At 63.4% G+C, this 20,362-nt stretch carries 16 protein-coding genes and 1 tRNA gene; 3 read left to right on the top strand and 14 right to left on the bottom strand.

The window, feature by feature from the left end; genetic code table 11:
• Positions 1-111 precede the first annotated feature (111 nt).
• Positions 112-1,296, top strand: a complete 1,185-nt coding sequence (gene desA / locus CHB99_RS03640; protein ID WP_042130072.1) for a delta-9 fatty acid desaturase DesA — start codon at positions 112-114, stop codon at positions 1,294-1,296.
• 140 nt (positions 1,297-1,436) lie between these two features.
• Entirely contained in the window at positions 1,437-2,411 is a 975-nt protein-coding gene (locus CHB99_RS03645) for a sensor domain-containing diguanylate cyclase (protein WP_042130073.1), read from the top strand.
• Between the two features lie 209 nt (positions 2,412-2,620).
• On the opposite strand, the gene CHB99_RS03650 is transcribed toward CHB99_RS03645, so the two are convergent.
• From CHB99_RS03650 to CHB99_RS03700, 11 genes are all read right to left on the bottom strand, one after another.
• Entirely contained in the window at positions 2,621-3,829 is a 1,209-nt protein-coding gene (locus tag CHB99_RS03650; protein WP_042130075.1) for a response regulator, read from the bottom strand.
• Between the two features lie 143 nt (positions 3,830-3,972).
• Complete coding sequence (gene gabT, locus CHB99_RS03655; protein WP_042130077.1) at positions 3,973-5,250, bottom strand: 4-aminobutyrate--2-oxoglutarate transaminase; 1,278 nt, start codon at positions 5,248-5,250, stop codon at positions 3,973-3,975.
• 179 nt (positions 5,251-5,429) lie between these two features.
• On the bottom strand, positions 5,430-6,872 hold the full coding sequence (gabD, locus tag CHB99_RS03660) for an NADP-dependent succinate-semialdehyde dehydrogenase (protein WP_042130079.1): 1,443 nt from the start codon (positions 6,870-6,872) through the stop codon (positions 5,430-5,432).
• 952 nt (positions 6,873-7,824) lie between these two features.
• Entirely contained in the window at positions 7,825-8,100 is a 276-nt protein-coding gene (locus CHB99_RS03665) for a DUF971 domain-containing protein (RefSeq protein WP_042121359.1), read from the bottom strand.
• Positions 8,097-9,053: a HEAT repeat domain-containing protein gene (locus CHB99_RS03670; RefSeq protein WP_042121361.1), complete on the bottom strand. Its 957-nt coding sequence runs from the start codon at positions 9,051-9,053 to the stop codon at positions 8,097-8,099. The genes CHB99_RS03665 and CHB99_RS03670 overlap by 4 nt, the downstream gene beginning before the upstream one ends.
• A complete protein-coding gene (locus CHB99_RS03675; RefSeq protein ID WP_042121363.1) occupies positions 9,050-9,907 on the bottom strand; it encodes an ABC transporter ATP-binding protein in 858 nt (285 codons plus the stop codon). Before CHB99_RS03675 ends, CHB99_RS03670 begins: the two co-directional genes overlap by 4 nt.
• Entirely contained in the window at positions 9,907-10,689 is a 783-nt protein-coding gene (locus tag CHB99_RS03680; protein ID WP_042121365.1) for an ABC transporter permease, read from the bottom strand. The genes CHB99_RS03675 and CHB99_RS03680 overlap by 1 nt, the downstream gene beginning before the upstream one ends.
• Positions 10,690-10,704: 15 nt before the next feature.
• Positions 10,705-12,111, bottom strand: coding sequence for an ABC transporter substrate-binding protein (locus CHB99_RS03685; protein WP_042121367.1), 1,407 nt, complete (start codon positions 12,109-12,111; stop codon positions 10,705-10,707).
• 129 nt (positions 12,112-12,240) lie between these two features.
• Complete coding sequence (locus tag CHB99_RS03690; RefSeq protein ID WP_009400169.1) at positions 12,241-12,486, bottom strand: 4Fe-4S dicluster domain-containing protein; 246 nt, start codon at positions 12,484-12,486, stop codon at positions 12,241-12,243.
• 134 nt (positions 12,487-12,620) lie between these two features.
• Positions 12,621-14,345, bottom strand: a complete 1,725-nt coding sequence (locus tag CHB99_RS03695; protein WP_042121370.1) for a fumarate reductase/succinate dehydrogenase flavoprotein subunit — start codon at positions 14,343-14,345, stop codon at positions 12,621-12,623.
• Positions 14,342-15,091: a GntR family transcriptional regulator gene (locus CHB99_RS03700; RefSeq protein WP_042121372.1), complete on the bottom strand. Its 750-nt coding sequence runs from the start codon at positions 15,089-15,091 to the stop codon at positions 14,342-14,344. Before CHB99_RS03700 ends, CHB99_RS03695 begins: the two co-directional genes overlap by 4 nt.
• 180 nt (positions 15,092-15,271) lie before the next feature.
• On the opposite strand from CHB99_RS03700, the gene CHB99_RS03705 reads away from it, so the two are divergent.
• Positions 15,272-15,348: transfer RNA gene (locus tag CHB99_RS03705), tRNA-Arg, on the top strand.
• Between the two features lie 106 nt (positions 15,349-15,454).
• On the opposite strand, the gene CHB99_RS03710 is transcribed toward CHB99_RS03705, so the two are convergent.
• From CHB99_RS03710 to CHB99_RS03720, 3 genes are read right to left on the bottom strand one after another with little or no spacing between them, the layout of a single operon-like run.
• Positions 15,455-16,615 carry a restriction endonuclease subunit S gene (locus CHB99_RS03710; protein ID WP_141137238.1) on the bottom strand — a complete coding sequence of 387 codons (1,161 nt, stop codon included), beginning with the start codon at positions 16,613-16,615 and terminating at the stop codon, positions 15,455-15,457.
• A gap of 11 nt (positions 16,616-16,626) precedes the next feature.
• Positions 16,627-18,231: a type I restriction-modification system subunit M gene (locus CHB99_RS03715; RefSeq protein ID WP_042121376.1), complete on the bottom strand. Its 1,605-nt coding sequence runs from the start codon at positions 18,229-18,231 to the stop codon at positions 16,627-16,629.
• Positions 18,231-20,360 carry a DNA recombination protein RmuC gene (locus tag CHB99_RS03720; protein WP_245655573.1) on the bottom strand — a complete coding sequence of 710 codons (2,130 nt, stop codon included), beginning with the start codon at positions 20,358-20,360 and terminating at the stop codon, positions 18,231-18,233. The genes CHB99_RS03715 and CHB99_RS03720 overlap by 1 nt, the downstream gene beginning before the upstream one ends.
• Positions 20,361-20,362 lie beyond the last annotated feature (2 nt).

The raw sequence follows: 20,362 nt of genomic DNA on the forward strand, positions 1-20,362 counted from the left end.
AGGGACACTTTTCCCCGTTGACCTCTTATCTAAAAGGCAGACTGGTTTTATTTGACATCATGGTAATAATGTCGATCGCTGTTCATCCGCTCTGAGAGGGCACTTCCACCCATGTGGTACTACGGTTTACTCGACCTGTCGGCCTGGCAACTGCTGGCGGTCACCCTGCTGATGACCCATGTGACCATCGTCGCGGTCACGGTCTATCTGCATCGCTACTCGGCGCACCGCTCCCTGGAACTGAACGCCGGGCTCAAGCATTTCTTCCGCTTCTGGCTGTGGCTGACCACGGCGCAGAACACCCGAGAGTGGACCGCCGTCCACCGCAAGCACCACGCCAAGTGCGAAACCGAGGACGATCCGCACAGCCCGGTGATCAAGGGCCTGTCCACGGTGCTGCGCAAGGGCGCCGAGCTATACCGCGAAGAGGCGCGCAACCCGGAAACCCTGCGTATCTACGGCAAGAACTGCCCCGAGGACTGGATCGAGCGCAACCTCTATTCGCGCTACAAACTCGGCGGCATCGCCCTGATGGCGGTGATCGACCTGCTGCTGTTCGGCACCATCGGCATCACCATCTGGGCGGTGCAGATGATGTGGATTCCGTTCTGGGCCGCCGGGGTGGTCAACGGCCTCGGCCATGCCGTGGGCTACCGCAACTTCGAATGCCGCGACGCCGCCACCAACCTGGTGCCGTGGGGCATCGTCATCGGTGGCGAGGAGCTGCACAACAACCATCACACCTACCCCAACTCGGCCAAGCTCTCGGTCAAGCGCTGGGAGTTCGACATGGGCTGGGCCTGGATCAAGCTGTTCACCTGGCTGCGCCTGGCCAAGGTGCAACGGGTCGCGCCGATCGCCCACCGCGTCGAGGGCAAGGGCCAGCTGGACATGGACACCGCCATGGCGATCCTCAACAACCGTTTCCAGATCATGGCCCAGTACCGCAAATTGGTGATCGCCCCGCTGGTGAAGCAGGAGCTGGCCAGGGTGGACGACTCGGTACGCCACCAGTTCCGCCGGGCCAAGCGCCTGCTGTCGCGGGAGACCAGCCTGCTGGAAGAGCGTCATCACCAGCGCATCCAGACCATGCTGGAGCACAGCCAGGCGCTCAAGGTGATCTACGAGAAGCGCCTCGCCCTGCAGCAGATCTGGGCCCGCACCAGCGCCAACGGCCACGACATGCTCGCGGCGATCAAGGACTGGGTGCACGAGGCCGAGGCCAGTGGCATCCATTCGCTGCGTGAATTCGCCGCGCAGCTCAAGACCTACTCGCTGCGCCCTGCCCTGGCCTGACGGCCACTGATCGGAGCGCCCCACCACGGGGCGCCCGTTCTGGAACTTCCCTCCCCGATCAAGTTCATACCAGATATGTCGCCCGCCTGGCGGGCCGGGTCGTGGCCACACGTTCCCGCCTTACTAGAAGTACTGCGAACATGGTCAAGAACACCCCGCCGTTCACTCCGCCTCCCGAGGCTGCCCAGACACTGCTGGCCCTGATGCACGCGCAAGGCGAAGTTGCCCGCCTGAGCGAGCGCGAGCAGCTGTTCAGCTCGCTGCTGGACAGCGTCAACGCGGTGCTCTGGGCCTTCGACTGGGAGACGCGCCAGGTGCTGTACGTCAGCCCCGCCTACGAGCGCATCTTCGGTCGCCCGGCGAGCCTGCTGCTGGCCGACTACAACCAGTGGCGCGACGCGATCTACCCCGACGACCTCGACTACGCCGAACGCAGCCTGGCCGATGTGCTGGTCAAGGGTGCGGTGGAGGATCGCGAATACCGCATCATCGCCGCCGACGGCCAGGTGCGCTGGCTCAGCGACAAGTGCTTCATCAACCAGACCGAGGGGCAGCGGGTGATCGTGGTCGGCATGGCCGAGGACATCACCGAGAAGAAGCAGCTCGAAGGTGAGCTGCAGCGCCTGGCCACTACCGATGTACTGACCCAGAGCAGCAACCGCCGGCACTTCTTCGAATGCGCCGAGCAGGCGTTCGAGAAAGCCCGGGGCGACGGCGCGCCGTTTTCGTTCCTGCTGCTGGATATCGATGACTTCAAGCAGGTCAACGATACCTACGGCCACCCCGAGGGCGACCAGGTGCTGCAGCGCATCGCCGACAGCGGCAAGGCGGCGCTGCGCCGGGGCGATCTGTTCGGGCGGATTGGCGGCGAGGAATTCGCCGCGGTGTTCCCCGGCTGCCCGCCGGAGATGGCGATGCAGGTGGCGCTGCGCCTGCAGCGGGAGATCCAGCGCCTGAGCTTCAGCCATGACGGGCAGACCTATGGCGTGACCGTGAGCCAGGGGCTGACCGGGATGAGCGACGACGATGGCCTGCTGGACGATATGTTCGCCCGGGCGGATGCGGCGATGTACCAGGCGAAGCGGCAGGGCAAGAATCAGATTGTGTTGGGCTGACCGGCCTGCGAAACGCCTGTATGCGCCGACTTGCCTGCGAAGGCCCCGTAGGAGCTGGCTTACCTGCGAAAGCCCCGTAGGAGCTGGCTTTGCCTGCGAAAGGACCGCGCAGCGGTCCCAAAAACTCTGAGTCTTCACCATTTTGGGACCGCTGCGCGGTCCTTTCGCAGGCAAGCCAGCTCCTACAGAGGATTGCGCGGCGCCAGTACCTACTCCTTGCGCAACCGCGCCAGCTCCGCCCGCCCGACCTTGAGCAACCGGGCGGTCTTCCCGGCGGCGATCTCTTCCAGCCCGTCCTCCGGCCCCAACCGCGCCAGCTGCCCGGCCAGGTTCATCACCAAGTCTTCCCGCGAATACACCCCGCCACCCAACTGATAAACCGCGGCAATCAACTCGCGCAGCTCCAGCGGCAAGCGCCAGCGGGTGCGCAACGCCGAACCATAGGCCGCCCCCGACTGCTTCAGCGCCAGCTCGATCTCGTTCTCGTCCAGCTCGCCACCGCCCAGTCGCCATTCCTGCAGGCAGCGCAGCAACGCCAGGTCACCCAGGCAATGCAGCAGCCCGGCGCAGTAGCAGCGCTCCTGATCCAGTTCGAGCATCTGCGCCAGGTTGCGACCGTACTCGGCGCAGCGCAGCGACAGGTTCCAGTATTCCTCGGCATAGCGGCCCAGCAGGGGATCACTGAGCCTGGCACTGCGCTTGAGCGCCAGGCCGAGGATCAGGTTCATGCTCTGGGTACTCCCGAGCTTGTTCAGCGCCTGCAGCAACGTCTGCACGTTGCCCTCGCGGTGCAGGGCGGCGCTGTTGGCCGCGGCGATCAGTACCGCGGTGATCTGCGGGTCCGCGCGCACTTGCTCCTCCAGCAGCCGCAAGTCCAGCCCCTGCGGATTCAGCGCGCGCTTGATCGCCTGCTGCACATCGGCGAACAACGGCCCGCCATCGGCGGTGGCGCGGTGCTCCTCGATGAAACGCGACAGGGTCAGGCCAGCCCGCAACGGCGGCACTTCGCAGGCGATCGACTCGCCCACCTTGAGCAATTGCTCTTCCAGGCGCTGGCGCAGCAGATCGAGGTTCAGCGGCTTGCTCAGGTACGCCGTCGGCGCCAGCGGCAGTGCCTCGCGCACGCTGGTCACGTCGCTGCGGCTGCTGATGAGGATGAACGGCAACGCCGGCGTGCGCGGCCGCGCACGCACCTTGCGCAGCAGGTCCAGGCCATCGAGGCCCGGCAGTTCGCGGGCGGCGATGATCAGGTCGGGCTTGCCGGCCAGGCCGTCCAGCGCTTCGTTGCCATTGGCACACACCCGCACATCGGCATCGCAGCGCACACTGAGCAACATCTGGGTGAGCATGTCCCGCACCCACGGATCTCCCTCGGCGATCATCACCTTGGGCGCGGCAGCGAGGTCTACAGCAGTCATCGGGATCTCCTTACAACCATGACGCGGTCCAGCGTACCTTCCGGTACATCTCCTGTAACCCTTGAGAAACCTTAGCGCCCAAAGTTCATCCCGGAGATGAAAAAAAACCCGCCGAAGCGGGTTTTTCTCTAACGCGTCACAGATCAGGCGAGTTCAGCGAAGCACTCTTCGATGATGGCCAGGCCTTTGTCCAGCAGCGCGTCTTCGGCGGTCAGCGGAACCAGGATCCGCAGGACGTTGCCGTAGGTGCCGCAGGACAGCAGGATCAGACCCTTGTCACGTGCCTTGGCGACCACTTGGGCAACGGCGGCGGCGTTCGGGGTGTGGGTGCCTTTCTCGAAGACTTCGATGGCGATCATCGAACCCAGGGCACGCACGTCACCGATGATCGGGTGCTTGGCCTGGATCTGCTTCAGACCGGCGACCAGACGCTCGCCAACAGCCTGGCTGCGCTCCAGCAGTTTCTCTTCTTCGAACACTTCGATCACGGCCAGGGCCGCGGCGCAAGCGATCGGCGAACCGGCGTAGGTGCCGCCCAGACCACCCGGGGCGATGGCGTCCATGTACTCGGCCTTGCCGCACACACCGGCCAGCGGGAAGCCGCCAGCGATGGACTTGGCGAAGGTGGTCAGGTCAGGCGCGACGCCCATCTGCTCCATGGCGAAGAAGGTGCCGGTACGGCCAGCGCCGGTCTGCACTTCGTCGGCGATCAGAAGGATGCCGTGCTGGTCGCACAGGGCGCGCAGACGCTTCATCAGCTCTTTCGGAGCAGGCAGGAAACCGCCTTCGCCCTGAACCGGCTCGATGATGATCGCGGCGATGTCACGTGGCTCGGCGTCGTTCTTGAAGATGCGCTCGATGGAAGCGATCGACTCGTCGACGCTCACGCCGTGCAGCTCGTTCGGGAACTGGGCGCGGAAGATGCCGCCTGGCATCAGGCCCATGCCGGCCGAGTAAGGCACGACTTTACCGGTCAGACCCAGGGTCATCATGGTGCGGCCGTGGTAGCCGCCGGTGAAGGCGATCACGCCAGCGCGGCCGGTGGCGGCACGGGCGATCTTGACGGCGTTTTCAACGGCTTCGGAGCCGGTGGTGACCAGAAGGGTCTTCTTGGCGAAGTCGCCTGGAACGCGGGCGTTGATCTTTTCGCACAGCTCGACGTAAGGCTCGTAGGCCAGCACCTGGAAGCAGGTGTGGCTGACCTTGGTCAGTTGTTCCTGGACAGCCGCGACCACTTTCGGGTGCAGGTGACCGGTGTTCAGTACTGCGATACCGCCGGCGAAGTCGATCAGTTCGCGGCCTTCAACGTCGATCACGGTGGAGTTCTTCGCGGTGTCGACGAAGATCGGGTGGATCTGGCCAACGCCGCGTGGAACGGCATTGACGCGACGCTGCATCAGGGATTCGTTGGTCTTGCTCATAGTGTCCTCAATTCGCCGCTTGGGCGGCGAGTTCAGATTGGCGACCGGTATTCACGGCAGACAGTATTCGTTGATCGACTGCTGCCGTGGCCCGGGCCGCCGGGTGTTCCTGTGTAAAAAAGGCCAGCGAGACGTCGCTCTCGCGCCCCGCTGGCAGAGGTAAAGCCTTTAACCGTGGATCAGACGCTGATGCACAGGTATTTGATTTCCAGGTAGTCCTCGATGCCGTACTTGGAACCTTCACGGCCCAGGCCCGACGCCTTGATACCACCGAACGGCGCGACCTCGTTGGAGATCAGGCCGGTGTTGATGCCGACCATGCCGTATTCCAGCGCTTCGGCGACACGGAACACACGGCTCATGTCACGGGCGTAGAAGTACGAGGCCAGGCCGAATTCGGTGTCGTTGGACATGGCGATGACTTCGGCCTCGTCCTTGAAACGGAACAGCGGCGCCAGCGGGCCGAAGGTCTCTTCCTTGGCGACGGCAGCGGTCTTCGGTACGTCGACCAGGATGGTCGGCTCGAAGAAGTTGCCTTCGATCAGCTTGCCGCCGGACAGGACCTTGGCGCCTTTCGAGACCGCGTCCTCGATGTGCTCCTGGACCTTGGCCACGGCCTTGCCGTCGATCAGCGGGCCGGTGGTGGTGCCGTCTTCCAGACCGTTGCCGATCTTCAGCTTGGCGACCGCGGCTTTCAGCTTCTCGGCGAAGGCGTCGTAGACACCGTCCTGCACGTAGATGCGGTTGGCGCAGACGCAGGTCTGGCCGTTGTTGCGGTACTTGGAGATGATCGCGCCCTCGACGGCCTTGTCCAGGTCAGCGTCGTCGAACACGATGAACGGTGCGTTGCCGCCCAGTTCCAGGGAAACCTTCTTGATGTCCTTGGCGCATTCTTCCATCAGCTGGCGACCGATTTCGGTCGAGCCGGTGAAGGACAGCTTGCGTACCAGGGAGTTGCCGGTCAGCTCGGAGCCGACTTCGCCGGCGCTGCCGGTGATCACGCTCAGCACGCCAGCCGGGATGCCGGCACGGGTAGCCAGCTCGACCAGGGCCAGGGCGGAGTAAGGGGTCTGCGACGCAGGCTTGAGGACCATGGTGCAGCCAGCGGCCAGGGCCGGGCCGGCTTTACGGGTGATCATCGCCGCCGGGAAGTTCCACGGGGTGATGGCCGCGGTGACACCGATCGGCTGCTTGATGACGATCAGGCGCTTGTCCGGCTGGTGGCCAGGGATGACGTCACCGTAGACGCGCTTGGCTTCTTCGGCGAACCACTCGATGAAGGACGCAGCGTAGGCGATCTCGCCCTTGGCTTCGGCCAGTGGCTTGCCCTGCTCGGTGGTCATCAGGCGGGCCAGGTCGTCCTGGTGCTCGATCATCAGCTCGAACCAGCGGCGCAGCTTGCCAGCGCGTTCCTTGGCGGTCAGTGCGCGCCAGGCCGGCAGGGCCTTGTCGGCCGCTTCGATGGCGCGACGGGTTTCGGCAGCGCCCATTTTCGGCACGGTACCGATGACTTCGCCGGTGGCCGGGTTGGTCACCTTGATGGTCTGGCCGCTGTCCGCGTCCAGCCACTCACCGTTGATGAAGGCTTGCTGACGGAACAACTGAGCGTCTTTGAGCTGCATGTCGACTTCCCTTGAACACCGTGCACGGACGGCGCGAATTATTGATTGTGGAGTCAGTACCCGAGGCGGGTACCAGCCTGTAGGAATTGAGGCACCGGATTCGGGCCAATGTTCCACTCGCAGGCGTCGAGCGTTTGAAATCTCGAACGAATCCTAGGAGCAACTCCTTAAAAGGACAATAGGGCGTTTGAAAAAAAGAACGATTGGCTGAACAGCCGGCTCCACTAATCGACCGGCGGCAAGATTTGACACGATGCAGGCCCGCGACGGATCTGTGGGAACTGGCTTGCCTGCGAAGCACCCGTAGGAGCTGGCTTGCCTGCGAAAGGCATGGGTATCTACACATCTTTGAGGGCCTGGCGGGAAACCGCATATAAGGCCGCCAGGTGCCTGTCTTGAGTTTTGCAGCGCCCTCCAGATCGAGCGCCGCCCGCGCGGCGCATCGCGAGCGCGCTCGCTCCTACGTTTTTTGCAACGTACCTATGCCTGACAGGCCATGGTTGACCGCCTTGTTGGCACGACACGGTACCGCGTCTAGCCCAACAGCTTCCCCGCGATAAATCGCCAGGCACCAAAAGCTGGCAACGCCGCTCTCACAGGCCATGGCACGTTGCAAAAAATGTAGGAGCGAGCGCGCTCGCGATGCGCCGCGCGGGCGACGCTCGATCTCAAGGACACTGCCCCCGTCACGACGAGCACTTGGCGGCCTTGATGCGGTCCCCCGACAAGCCTTCGAAGATGTGTAGATACCCATGCTGCGAAAGGCCCCGTAGGAGCTGGCTTGCCTGCGAAAGGACTGCGCAGCGGTCCCAAACAGCGGTGAGGTCCGGGACCGCTGCGCGGTCCTTTCGCAGTGGTTCGTCACACGACAAGCCAGCTCCTACAGGTTCTTCGCAAGCAAGCCAGCAAGGTGAACTGCGCCCGGGTGTTCGATCCAACGAGTACCGCAGTCTCAGCCCAATTCCTTCAGGTAAGCCCAGGGATAGATCCCCCGCTCATGCCCATCACTGAACACCAGCTGGACACCATAGCCCTGCCCCTCGATCCGCTCCACCCGCACGCTGTCGCGAACCAGATCGATGCGCCCGCCCAGGCGCCCTGCTCGACATTGCGAACACGGACACGCGCCGCGCAGCCGGGCATGGCTGATCACCTGCTCGCCGTCATCCCATTGCAGGACCAGCTCGCCGTGCTCGCGTCGATTGCGCACGCCGCGGGGCACGCTCACTGCAACTGAACCAAGGCGATGCGCACGGCCTTGCGCACTTCGGGATCGCCGTCCGCCTCGGCGGCGCGCAGTGCCGGCAGCGCCGCCGCATCGCCCAGCTCACCAAGGGCCAGCGCCGCTTCCTTGCGCAGGTTGGCGATGCCATGACCGAGCAATTCGGCCAGCCCGCCCAGCGCCGGACGGTGCCGCAGGCGCCCGAGGGACCGCGCCGCACGCAGGCGCACCTGCCAGTAGCCATCGCTCAAGGCCTCGATCAACGCCGGACCCGCCGCCTCATGCCCGACCTTGCCCAGCGTGGTCGCCGCTTCCTCGCGCACCTGCCAGGCCTCATCGCGCAAGGCGGCGGTCAGGGCTTCAAGCACACCGCTGTCGCGGGCCAGGCCAAGGGCGCCGATGGCGGCACGGCGGACTTCGGTATCCGGCTCCTCGGCGGCCAGCCGCGCCAGGGCCGGCAACGCCGGTTGGTGCTTGAGCCAACCAAGGATGCCCACCGCCTCGCGGCGTACCGTAGCGTCGCTGTCCGCAAGCGCCCGCAGTGCCGGACCCGCAGCATCTTCCAGGCGCAACTCGCGCAGCGCGCGCAGGGCACTGGCGCGGACGAAGGCATCGGCATGCGTGGCCCAGGGCAGGATCAACTGCCCGGCCTCCAGGCTTTTCAGTTCGCTCAGACTCTGCGCCGCCGCCAGACGGACCGCTTCGGCGCTGTCGGCGAGGGCGGCGCACAGTGCCTGCACCACTTCCGGCTCTTCCCAGGCTTCCAGCAGGCGGGCGGCTTCGGCGCGCACCTCCGGCGCCGGGTCCACCAGCAGGGCATCGGTCAGCCAGGGCAGGCCATCGGGCTCTTCAAGGTCGGCGAGGTCGATCAAGGCTATCCGGCGCACGGCGGCATCGCTGTCATGGAGGCGTGGCAGCAGTTCGAGAATGTCGGGGTTGTCGCTGGTTCTGTCGGTCATAGGGCGATCCGTAGCGGTGGATGGTCGCTGTCCGGCAGGCCGAGCGGGGTCAGGCGCGGCAGTTCGCGGCCCTCCTCGTGGCGCAGCAGGGCCAGGCAGTGACGCTTGAGATGGGTGAACTCCGGGCTGGTCAGCAGGCTGCTGCGCCGTGGCCGCGGGAAGCTCAGGCGCAGGTCCTCGATGAAGCGCCCGGGACGCGGGCTCATGACCAGGATGCGGTCGGCGAGGAACAGCGCCTCGTCGATGTCGTGGGTGACGAAGACCACGGTGGTGCGGATGCGCGTCCAGATATCCAGGAGCAGCTCCTGCATGCGCGAGCGGGTCTGCGCATCGAGGGCGCCGAACGGTTCGTCCATCAGCAGCAGGCGTGGGCGGTTGATCAGCACCCGGGCGATCTCGGCGCGCTGCTGCATGCCGCCGGACAACTGGCTGGGCCAGCGCTCGGCGAAGTCGGCGAGGCCGACCAGTTGCAGCATGTCCAGGGCCCGGCGCTGCCGCTCGGCCTTGCCCTGGCCTTGCATCTTCAGGCCGAAGGCGACGTTGTCCAGCACGCTGCGCCAGGGCAGCAGGGTGTGGTGCTGGAAGACCATGCCGCGTTCCGGCGACGGCCCGTCGACGAGACGACCATCGACCCGCAACTGGCCGCCACTGGGCACCAGGTGCCCGGCCAGGGCGCCAAGCAGGGTGGACTTGCCGCAACCGGACGGGCCGAGAATGCACACGAACTCCCCCGGCTCGACGGCGAAGTCCAGCGCCTGAACCGCCTCGAAGGCCTGGCTGCCCTGGCCCAGGCGGATCGACACACCGCGCGCGTCGATGCGCCCCGGTTCCGGGGCTTGTTGGTAACTGCTCATCACGCCGCCCTCCGCACGCGATACCAGGGTGTGGCCAGCGCGCCGAGGCGCTTGACCAGCACGCTGCTGCCCATGCCCAGCACGCCGATCAGGAGCATGCCGACGATGATGTCCGGGTAGTTCTGCAAGGTGTACGACTCCCAGGTGTAGTAACCGATGCCGAACTGCCCGGAGATCATCTCGGCGGTGACCAGGCAGAACCACGAGGTGCCCATGCCGATCGCCAGGCCGGTGACGATGCTCGGCAAGGCCCCCGGCAGCACCACCTCGCGCAGGATCGCCCAGCGCCCGGCGCCGAGGCTGCGCGCCGACGCCACCAGGCGCGGATCGACCGCCTCGACGCCGTGCACGGTATTGAGCAGCACGGGAAACAGTGCGCCGGTGAAGGTGATGAACACCATCGACAGCTCGGACGACGGGAACATCAGGATCGCCAGCGGAATCCACGCCACCGCCGGAATCGGCCGCAGTACTTCGAGAGGCGGCAGCAGGGTGTCCTCGGCCCAGCGCGAGCGGCCGATCAGCAGGCCGAGGCCGACACCGAGCACGGCCGCCAGCAGGTAGCCGGAGAACACCCGCGACAGGCTGCTGCCCAGGTGCATGGCCAGGCTGCTGGAGGTGAACAGTCGCCAGGCGGCATCGAGCACCGCCCCCGGCGTCGGCACATAAGTGAAGGTGAACAGGCCCAGGTCGAGCTTGTGGCTCGCCGCGACCTGCCAGAACAACAGGCAGGCCAGCAGCGACGCCACGCGCACGGGCCAGCGGACAAAGGGGCTGGTCATGCGGGTGGCCTCCGGTCAGCGCTGGGCGACCAGCTTGCGGCTGGCGTCAACGAAGTCCACCGCCTCGCCGCCATGGGCCTTGGCGTACTGCTCGGCCTGGTCCTTGAGGAGGAAGGCGGACAGTTCGCCCTGGCCGTTGCGCACGAACCAGGCCTGGTTGGCCAGCAGCTTGATGCCGCTGTCCGCCGCCTGGGCGTAGATGGCGCGGATGTCCTTGCCCTCCTGCTCAAGCTGGGCCAGGGCCGCGAGGGCCGCTTGCGGCGAGGCGTAGTGACGGACCTTGTCCTCGCCACGCACCCAGATCTGCGCCAGGCGGCTGAAGTCGGTGATCGGCTTGCCGGTCAGCGCATCGCTGGCCTTGAGCGGCAGCGGCGCGTAGTTCTTCAGCGCGACGTCGTAGTCCTGCCCGGCCTGTTTGAAGGCGGCGCGGATGTACTGGTCGTCGATGAACTTGTCGGTGTCCAGGCCGCGGTCGGTCTTCTTCAGCAGTTTGAGGGTGTCGATGGAGGTCGCCACCGCCTGACGGTACTCGGGCTTCCAGGTCAGGTCGCGGGTCTGCAGGCCCAACGGACCATGGAACAGGTAATTGACCTCGGCCTCGATGCCGGTGACTTTCTCGATCAGCTCGCTGTACTTCTCCGGCTCGGCGGCGATCAGACGGTCGGCTTCGAGGCTGGCGCGCAGGTAGGCGGTGACCACTTCCGGATATTTCTTCGCGTAGTCCGAGTCGACCAGGGCGCCGTGGAAGGTCGGCGCGTTGGCCTGGGCACCGTCGTAGATCTTGCGGGCGAAACCGCGGTTGGGGAACAGCTCGGCGAACGGCACGAAGTCGGCGTGGGCCTCGATGCGGTTGCTGCGCAGGGCGGAACCGGCAATCTCCGGGGCCTGGGCAATGATCCGCACATCCTTCTGCGGGTCCCAGCCCTGGGCGGCGACCGCACGCAGGAGCATGCCGTGGGCGGTGGAGGCGAACGGCACGGAAATGGTCTTGCCCTTCAGCTCGGCCAGCGACTGCACGCTGGACGCCGCCGGCACCACGATGCCATTGCCGCTGCCGTGCACGCTGCCGGACAGCACGCTGATGAACAGGCTGCGCTTGCCGGCGTCGAGGTGGGCGACGCCGTTGAACGAGCCGGGGAAGTCGGCCATGGCGCCGAAGTCCAGCTTGCCGGCGACCATCTCGTTGGTCAGCGGCGCGCCGCTGGTGAAGTTCTTCCATTCGATCTGGTACTTGGCGTCCTTGTACTTGCCGTCGTGCGGCAGGTACTTGTCGAGCAGGCCCAGCTCGCGGATCAGCAGGCCGCCGGTGGCGCAGTTGATGGTGGTGTCCTGGGTGCCGATGGCGACGCGGATGGTTTCGGCGCTGGCGTTGAGGCTGGCGATCGCCAGCGCGAGGCCGGCCACGGTGGTTGCAAGGCGCATGGGTGTTTCCCCTCGAATCGTTAGGTATTGGAATCGTCTCCGCCACCAGGCGGGGTGGTGGGAAACGAGGGGCATCGGAATGGGCGTCCGGTGGTTCGGCCGGATGGCGTGCTGCTGGGTGTTGTTGGCTCAGCGCAGCAGGTAGGGAATCTCCACCTTTACCGCGCCGGTGGGGCAGTCCTTCTCGCAGGGCATGCAGTACCAGCATTCGTCGAAGGCCATGTAGGCCTTCTGCGTGGCCGGGTTGATCGCCAGGAGGTCCATGGGGCAGACCTCGACGCAGACGGTGCAGCCTTTTTCGGCGATGCACTTGTCTTCGTCGATGGTGACCGGGGCGCTGCTGCGAAAGAAGATGTCCTGGGCTTGATAGGCCATTTCACGGGGTCCTTGGAGCCTGTGGCTCTCTTTATCTGAATGTTCGTGCACGACGCCCTTTTCGTAGGCAGCGACTTGATTGGGCCTGCCTTGCAGGCCTTCGCAGGCAAGCCAGCTCCTACAGGGGCGCGCGGTCAGGCGGCGTCGGATCGGACCCGAAGGCGCTCGTAGGCCGTCTGCTCATCCGCATCCAGCGCGATCAGGTACGGCTCGACCGCCTTCTTGAAACTGGTCATCGCCCCGTCCTCGCCCTTCTTCAGATGGCAGTGACAGAACCACTCACCATCGTTGCGCTCGGGGAAATCCACCCGGTGGTGATACAGCCCCCAGCGGCTCTCCTCACGGAACAGCGAGGCGCGCGCGGCCATCTCGGCGCAGTCGCGAATCACCGCAACTTCCATCGCCCGCATCAGTTCGTGCGGGTTGTGCGCCTTGATCTGCGCCAGGTCGCGTTCGATCTCGGCGAAGCGGGCCAGGCCGATCTCCATCTTCTTGGTCACCTTGGGCGGTTGCAGGTAGTCGTTGACCATGCGCCGCAGCTTGTACTCGACCTGCGCCGGCGGCAGGCCGTGCTCGCGCTTCAGCGGCGCGAAGACCCGCTCGCGTTCGCGCTCGACCTGGGCCTCGTCGACCTCGGCGAAGTCACGCCCGGCCACGTAATGCGCCGCGTTGACGCCGGCGAACCAGCCATAGGTAAAGGCACCGAGCATGTAGTTGTGCGGCACCGCGGCCATGTCGCCGGCGGCGTACAGGCCCTTGACGCTGGTCTCGGCCTTTTCGTTGACCCACACCCCCGACGCCGAATGCCCGGAACAGAAGCCGATCTCGGAGATGTGCATCTCGACCATGTGCTGGCGATAGTCGGTACCGCGATTGGCGTGGAACTGCCCGCGGCTGGGACGCTCGTTGCTGTGGAGGATTTCCTCGATGTTCTGGATGGTTTCCTCGGCCAGGTGATCGAGCTTGAGGAACACCGGACCGTTGCCACCCTCCAGCTCCTGGTGGAACTCCCACATCATCTGCCCGCTCCAGTAGTCGCACTCGATGAAGCGTTCGCCCTTGCTATTGGCCGTGTAGCCGCCCAGCGGCCCGGTGACGTAGGCGCAGGCCGGGCCGTTGTAGTCCTTGATCAGCGGGTTGATCTGGAAGCATTCGAGGTTGGCCAGTTCGGCACCCGCGTGATAGGCCATGGCATAGCCGTCGCCGGCATTGGTCGGATTCTCGTAGGTGCCCATCAGGTAGCCCGAGGACGGCAGGCCGAGACGCCCGGCGGCGCCGCAGGCGAGGATCACCGCCTTGGCGCGGATCACCCGGAATTCGCCGCTGCGGCAATCGAAACCGAGCACCCCGGCGGCGGCGCCTTCGCCGTCCAGCAGCACGCGGGTGCAGACCATGCGGTTGCTGATCTCGACCCGCGCACGCTTGAGCTGGCGGTACAGCACCTTCTTGATGTCGTGCCCTTCCGGCATCGGCAGCACGTAGGCACCCATGTGGTGAACCTTCTTCACCGCGTAGTCGCCGGTCTCGTCCTTTTCGAACTTCACGCCCCAGCGGTCGAGCTGCTCGATGGTTTCGAAACTGTGGGTGGCGTAGGCATGCACGGCGGTCTGGTTGACGATGCCGTCGTTGGCCACGGTGATTTCCTTGGTGTACTGCTCCGGCGTGGCGTGGCCGGGAATGATCGCGTTGTTCAGGCCGTCCATGCCCATGCTGATGGCGCCGCTGCGCTTGACGTTGGCCTTGTCCAGCAGCAGCACGCGCAGGCCCTTGTCCTGCTCCTTGGCCTTGATCGCGGCCATGGGCCCGGCGGTGCCGCCGCCGATGATGACGATGTCGTAGTCCTGGGTCGCGATGCTCATGCCTTGGGCCCCTTCTGCCGGTCGATGCGCAGGCGATACTGGAAGGCGTCGCCGCGGTAGTAGAGATGTTCGAAGTCCAGCGGCGTGCCGTCGGCGGCGTGGGTCAGGCGCTCGATGCGCATGATCGGCGAGCCTTCTTCCACGTCCAGCGCCTGAGTCAGGTCGCTGTCGGCGAGCACCGCGTCGATGGCCAGGTCGGCATGGCCGAGGGCGATGCCGCAGTCGTTTTCCAGGACCAGGAAGATGTCGCGGGTCACCAGGTCGGCCTTTTCCAGCTTTTCGCCGATGGCCCGTGGCAGCCAGGTCAGTTCCAGCGACACCGGCTCGCGATTGATCAGGCGCACCCGGCGGATCTCGGTGACGGGCGCGCCTTCCTCGATCTGCAAACGCGCCGCCACCAGGGCGTTGGCCGGCACATGACGCAGACTGCGCAGGCGGTTGATCACCTCATAGCCCATCTGCGTCATCGACTCGGCCAGACCCTGCAGGGTGCTGACGTTCTGGAACGCCTTGGGCTTGGCGACGAAGGTGCCCTTGCCGTGGATCTTGAAGATCAGCCCCTCCTTCTGCAGATCGCCCAGGGCCTGGCGCACCGTGATGCGGCTGACCTCGAACGCCTTGCCCAGCTCGCTCTCCGAAGGCATGCGGCTGAGGGGCGGATAAGTGCCATCAAGGATGCGCTCGCGCAGCAGTTCCTTGAGCTGGGAATAGAGCGGTACCGGAGACAGGGGGAGCAGTTCGGCCATGGTTCTCTTCGCTGAGTCGATGACTTGTTATAACAAGTTGTGACGAGAGAGTAGGCGATCTAACGGAAGGCAAGGAAATACCGATATCGCATATGGATAGTCCCCGGCGGCAGGGGAAAAATGCCGAAGATCAAGGCGATGGACGCCATACCCCAACATGGGTATCATGGCGCCCGCGTTGCACTCGTAGCTCAGCTGGATAGAGTACTGCCCTCCGAAGGCAGGGGTCGTGGGTTCGAATCCCGCCGAGTGCGCCATACATGAGAAGGCCCAGGTGAAAACCTGGGCCTTTTTCGTTTTCTGCCCCAGGGTGCTCGCACACGAGGCCCCCGGGGAAATCTGTCAGGTGTCCCTACAACGCTTCTACGCTTGATCGGAAAAGGCGCGCTGGCAGAGCGCGTCGAACGCGTTACCCAACTCATTGCCGAAAATGGTCATTGTTTCCTCGACGGCAATCACACGACGTACGATGGCGCTGAACTTCTCTTGCTCCGACTTTGGGGGTAACGGAACAGGTAGCGCCTTCAAAATCTCAAGATTGATATTTTTCTGAGCGGCCTGAGGCGCGTTCTCTTCCAGATTTTTCTGTAGAAAACCTAACCAGTGCTGAATATATTCAACCGTCACGCTGTTGTTTGGCAGAAAGCCGACCACGCTATCAGGGAAGCACGCTGGAAAATTCAAGATTCCAGTTTTCGCGATGTTCGCCGCGATCGTAATGCAGAGGGTACCAGCCTCCCACTTTTTGCTTTGGGACAACCCGAAATCAGAGTAAGTCGCAGAATATCGCTTGATGTAGCCTCTGGAGTTGGCAACTTCTCCCGTCTGGATCAGAGGGTGAGCGCCACCCAGCAATGCAGGGTCATTTCGCGGGCGGTGCCTGGAACGCCCTCTGTCCAACGTACCCACCGCCGAGAAAGGTGAGAGTTCCCATCCCTTGGAGTTGGTCACGGGGTCACCGAACATATCCACGAATAGCGCACGAAGAAACTCATCCGCAAGGTCGATTGCTTGATCACGTTTCTGGCGAATGGCGACGACCTTGTCGAGCATGGCCGCGATACGCCTTTGTTCGGACAACGCTGGGAGAGGGATCTCCAGTTCCCTGATCTGCCCAAGACTCAGATTCGATATGGTTGCCGTAACTTTCCTGCCGCTTATCTGCGCCACAGCATCATCCGTTGAAAACCAATGAAGTAGATAATTCGGACAAAGCCTTTCGTTATTGAACCTGAGTATCGCCACGGCTTGGTTACAGTTGCTTTCCGGGAAACCTGACGGAACGACCGCAGTACGCCCAACCGTCCCGGCAATTGTAATGAGAAAGTCTCCGCCTCTGACTTTCGACCGCTCGAGTGCGTGATGCGTCGCGCTGTCGATGTAAAGAACATTCTCCAGCGAAACGGTGTTGCCGCCGATGTCCTGAACACGCAGAAACGGAATACCTGCTTGCGCAAAATCAAGTCCCACGGACGTCGGGGTAGTCCCCTTGGTAACGACACTGCAAAGATCGCCCAGTTTCACACTAGCCCGCTTCACAGCGATTTCTCCAACTCGTCCAGACGTTCCAGTATTTCCTGCTGCAACGCTTGCAGACGATGCAGTATCACCTTCGGGTTCTCATGGACTTCCTGCTCGTACACTGCCTCCCTGTAACGCTTTATGGAAAGGTCATATTTTTTAGCTGCTATATCTTCAACCGAGACGACGAAGGCCTTCCTGGTCTTGTCGCCGAACACCACATCGATGGTATTGCTGCTGATACTGCCCTGCACCAGTTGCCGGTATTTTTCCCATTGGACAATGGCATCGGGGAGGTCGTTACTACCCTCGCCTTTCAACTCGATACGCTTGTCGTCCAGGGAATAGCCATCCGCCTGCAGATCGTAGAACCAGACACGCTCGGTCGTGCCGCCCTTGGTGAATATCAAAATGGCGGTGCTGACCCCGGCGTAAGGCTTGAATACGCCACTGGGCAAACTGACGATACCTTCGAGCTGGTTGCTTTCGAGCAACTCCTGACGCAACTGCTGGTGCGCCTTGCTCGATGTGAACAACACCCCATCCGGCACAATCACCGCCGCCCGACCACCCAGTTTGAGCGAGCGCAGAATATGCGCAACGAACAACAATTCGGTCTTCTTGGTCTTCACCATCTCGGTCAACCGAGGATTGACGTTGCTCTCATCCAGGCTGCCCTTGAATGGCGGGTTGGCGAGGATCACATCGAAGAAGTTTTCCTGTTGCTCAGGGTACTTTCCGAGAATGTCCTTGTTCAGCGTGTCCAGGTAATGAATGTTCGCGCCGTTCACCCCGTGCAGCATCATGTTCATGCTGGACACCCGCAGCATGGTGGTGTCGAAGTCGAAGCCCCAGAACATGTGCTTGTTGATGTGCTCGCGATAGGGCTCGAGCAGGTCGCCGCTGTAGTGCAGGTTGCCCTCTTCGTCGGTGAAGATGCCGGCGTCGCTGGAATGCACCTGATTCAGGTATTCCATGGTCCGGGCGAGGAATCCGGCGGTACCACAGGACGGGTCGCAAATGATGTCGGTCGGCTGTGGCTCGATCAGCTGGATCATCGCATCGATGATATGCCGCGGGGTACGGAACTGGCCGTTGATGCCCGCGGTGGTGAGCTTGCTCAGCAAGTACTCGTAGATATCGCCCTTGACGTCGCTCTGGGTCAGCGGCAGGTCGTTGACCATCTCGACAGCAGAAGTCAGCACCGCCTCGTTCTTGATCTCGAGATCGGCGTCCTGCATGTATTCGCCGATATGACCCAAGGCTCCCAGCGCACTGCCCTCCTCGCCCAGCCCATCCTCGGCATCCGACTGCTTGCCCAGGCTGGCGAAGAACGGATAGACCTTCTGCTTCAGGTGCTTGTGCAGTTCGCTGCCGCCCAGGTTGTGGAAGTTCTTCCAGCGCAGCAGTTGACCTTCCGGCGTTTCAGGGAACAAGCGATCGAAGGCCTTGCACGTGCGCCTGGCCTTGCGCTCGGCCAGGTCCTCCTGCATGTCGAGCATGCGCGCGAACATCAGGTAGCTGATCTGCTCGATCACGGTCAGTGGGTTGGTGATACCGCCAGTCCAGAATTTCTCCCAGAGCTTGTCGATATCGGTGCGGAGTTTGCCGGTGAGCATCAGTTCATCTCGTGTTCGGTTTCAGTATCGGTGTCGGTAGCTGCTAGCAAGTTTTCATCGTTAGCGCTGTCGTTCAGCGTCTCGACATCCTGCACCACAGGGATGAAGTCGATTTCCAGTGCCGCCTTGTCGACGAAATAAGCGGGAAGCTGGGCCTTGATGGCCGGTGCGAGGTTCTTGAACTCGCCCACTTGCTTGACCAGGTTGCCCTTGCCGCTGACCAGTTGCCCCTCGGCCTTGACGTAGGCATCGGTGGCAGTTTCCAGGCCCTTCTTGATCTTCTCGAAGCTGCCAAGGAAGGTATTAAGCTTCTTGAATACCGTCTCTGCCCGGTTGGCCAGCGCGGCAGTGTGCTTGTTCTGGTCCTCGTAACGCCAGAGTTGGCGAACGATATTGAGGCTGGTCAGCAGGGTGGTCGGCGTCGCCACCAGCACATTGTTCTCGATCGCCTGCTGGAAGAGGGTCTCGTCAGCCTTGAGCGCCTCGACGAAAGCGGACTCGATGGGAATGAACATGAACACCATGTCAGGTGAGTTCAGCCCTGGCAGCTTGTAGTAGTCACGATCAGCCAGCTCCCGGATACGAGCAGCGACGGCCTGGACATGCTCTTTCAACGCCACGGCACGCTCGCGTTCATCCTCGGCGTTGACGAAGCGGGTATAAGCGTTGAGCGATACCTTGGCGTCGATGATCAGGTGTTTGTCCTGAGGCAGGTAAACCACGGCATCGGGGCGCTGGCGACCTTCTTCCGTGGTGATGCTGACCTCGCGCTGGTAGTCCTTGCCCAGCTCCAGCCCCGAACGATCCAGAACGTTCTCCAGCACCAGCTCGCCCCAGTTACCCTGCAACTTTTTCTGCCCACGCAATGCGGTGGATAGCTCATGGGCTTCGGTGGTGATCTGCTGGTTCAATGCCTTGAGGGACTCCAGCTCCTTGCGCAACTCGCCCTGCTGGGTGGTCTCGCGGTGATGGATTTCCTGCACCTCACGCTTGAAGCTGTCGATGGATTGCTGGAAGGGCGTCATCACTGCGTTCAGGCTGAGCTTGCTGTTCTCCTGGAGGGCTTGGGCCTTCGCCTCCAGGATCTCGTTGGAAAGCAGCTTGAACTGCTCGGCCAGGCTGTTCTTCTGCTGTTCGAAGTTGGCCAGCTCGCGAGCATGACTGGCCTGCCGCTCATCCATCTCGGTGCTGAGCCTGGTGTAGTCCCTGCCTAACGCGGCAAAGCGGGTCTGGAGATCTTCATAGCGCTCGGCGGCCGAGATTTGCTGAGCCTTGATGTCCTGCAGTTGCTGGCGCAATTCCTGCTCGGAGGTTTCCAGAGCCTTGCTACGCTGGCCTTCGCTGGCCAGCACGTCCTTGCACTGATTCCATCCGGTTTGCAGTTGCGCGCTGGCGAGCTGTGCCGCATTCAGCCGATCACGCAGGTCGGTGACCACTTCTTCACCCTTGCCCAGCGCGGTCCTGAGTTCCGCATGCTGATTGCTCAATGGCTGGTAACGCCCCATCAGTTCCTTGTAAACCTGAACCTGCTCAGCCAGCTTCTGCCGCAGTTCAGCAAGCTGCTCACGCGCTTCGCGCTCACCCGTTGTTGCAACCTTGGCGCTGGCATCCATCGCAGACAGTTCGTCCTTGAGCGTGTTGCGCTCGCCTTGCAGTGTATTGACGGTCGTTTGCTCGGCCCCCAGACGCTCGCGCAACTCGGTGACCTGCCTCTGCAACCCCTGCCCTTCAATCTGCGTGGTTTCCAGGCGCGTGACGGCTTCGTGATGCTGACGGCTGCCCTCCTCCAGCTTCTGCTGCAATAGGGCGACGGCATCCTTGCTGTCCTGCTGCTCTCGGACCAACCGTGCCAGGTTATCGGTAGATGCCTGAAGTTGTTCGTTCAAGCGACCTTCACCGACCAGCAACTCCTGACTGCGTGCCTGTGCCGCCTTGAGCTGCTCACCGAGGTCGAGCTGTGCGGCCGCCGCCGACGCCCGTGCCTGCTCGGCCTGCTCAAGCCGGGCAGCAAGCTGACTGGCTTGGCGCCCCTGGCGCAACGCTGCAGCCAGGTACCCCAGCAACATGCAGCACACGGCGAGCACTGCACAGATGACAACGATGTCCGTAGTCCATTGACTCGCTTGCATGG

Origin of the sequence: Pseudomonas japonica (genome assembly GCF_900188455.1) — a bacterium.
Classification (GTDB): domain Bacteria; phylum Pseudomonadota; class Gammaproteobacteria; order Pseudomonadales; family Pseudomonadaceae; genus Aquipseudomonas; species Aquipseudomonas japonica.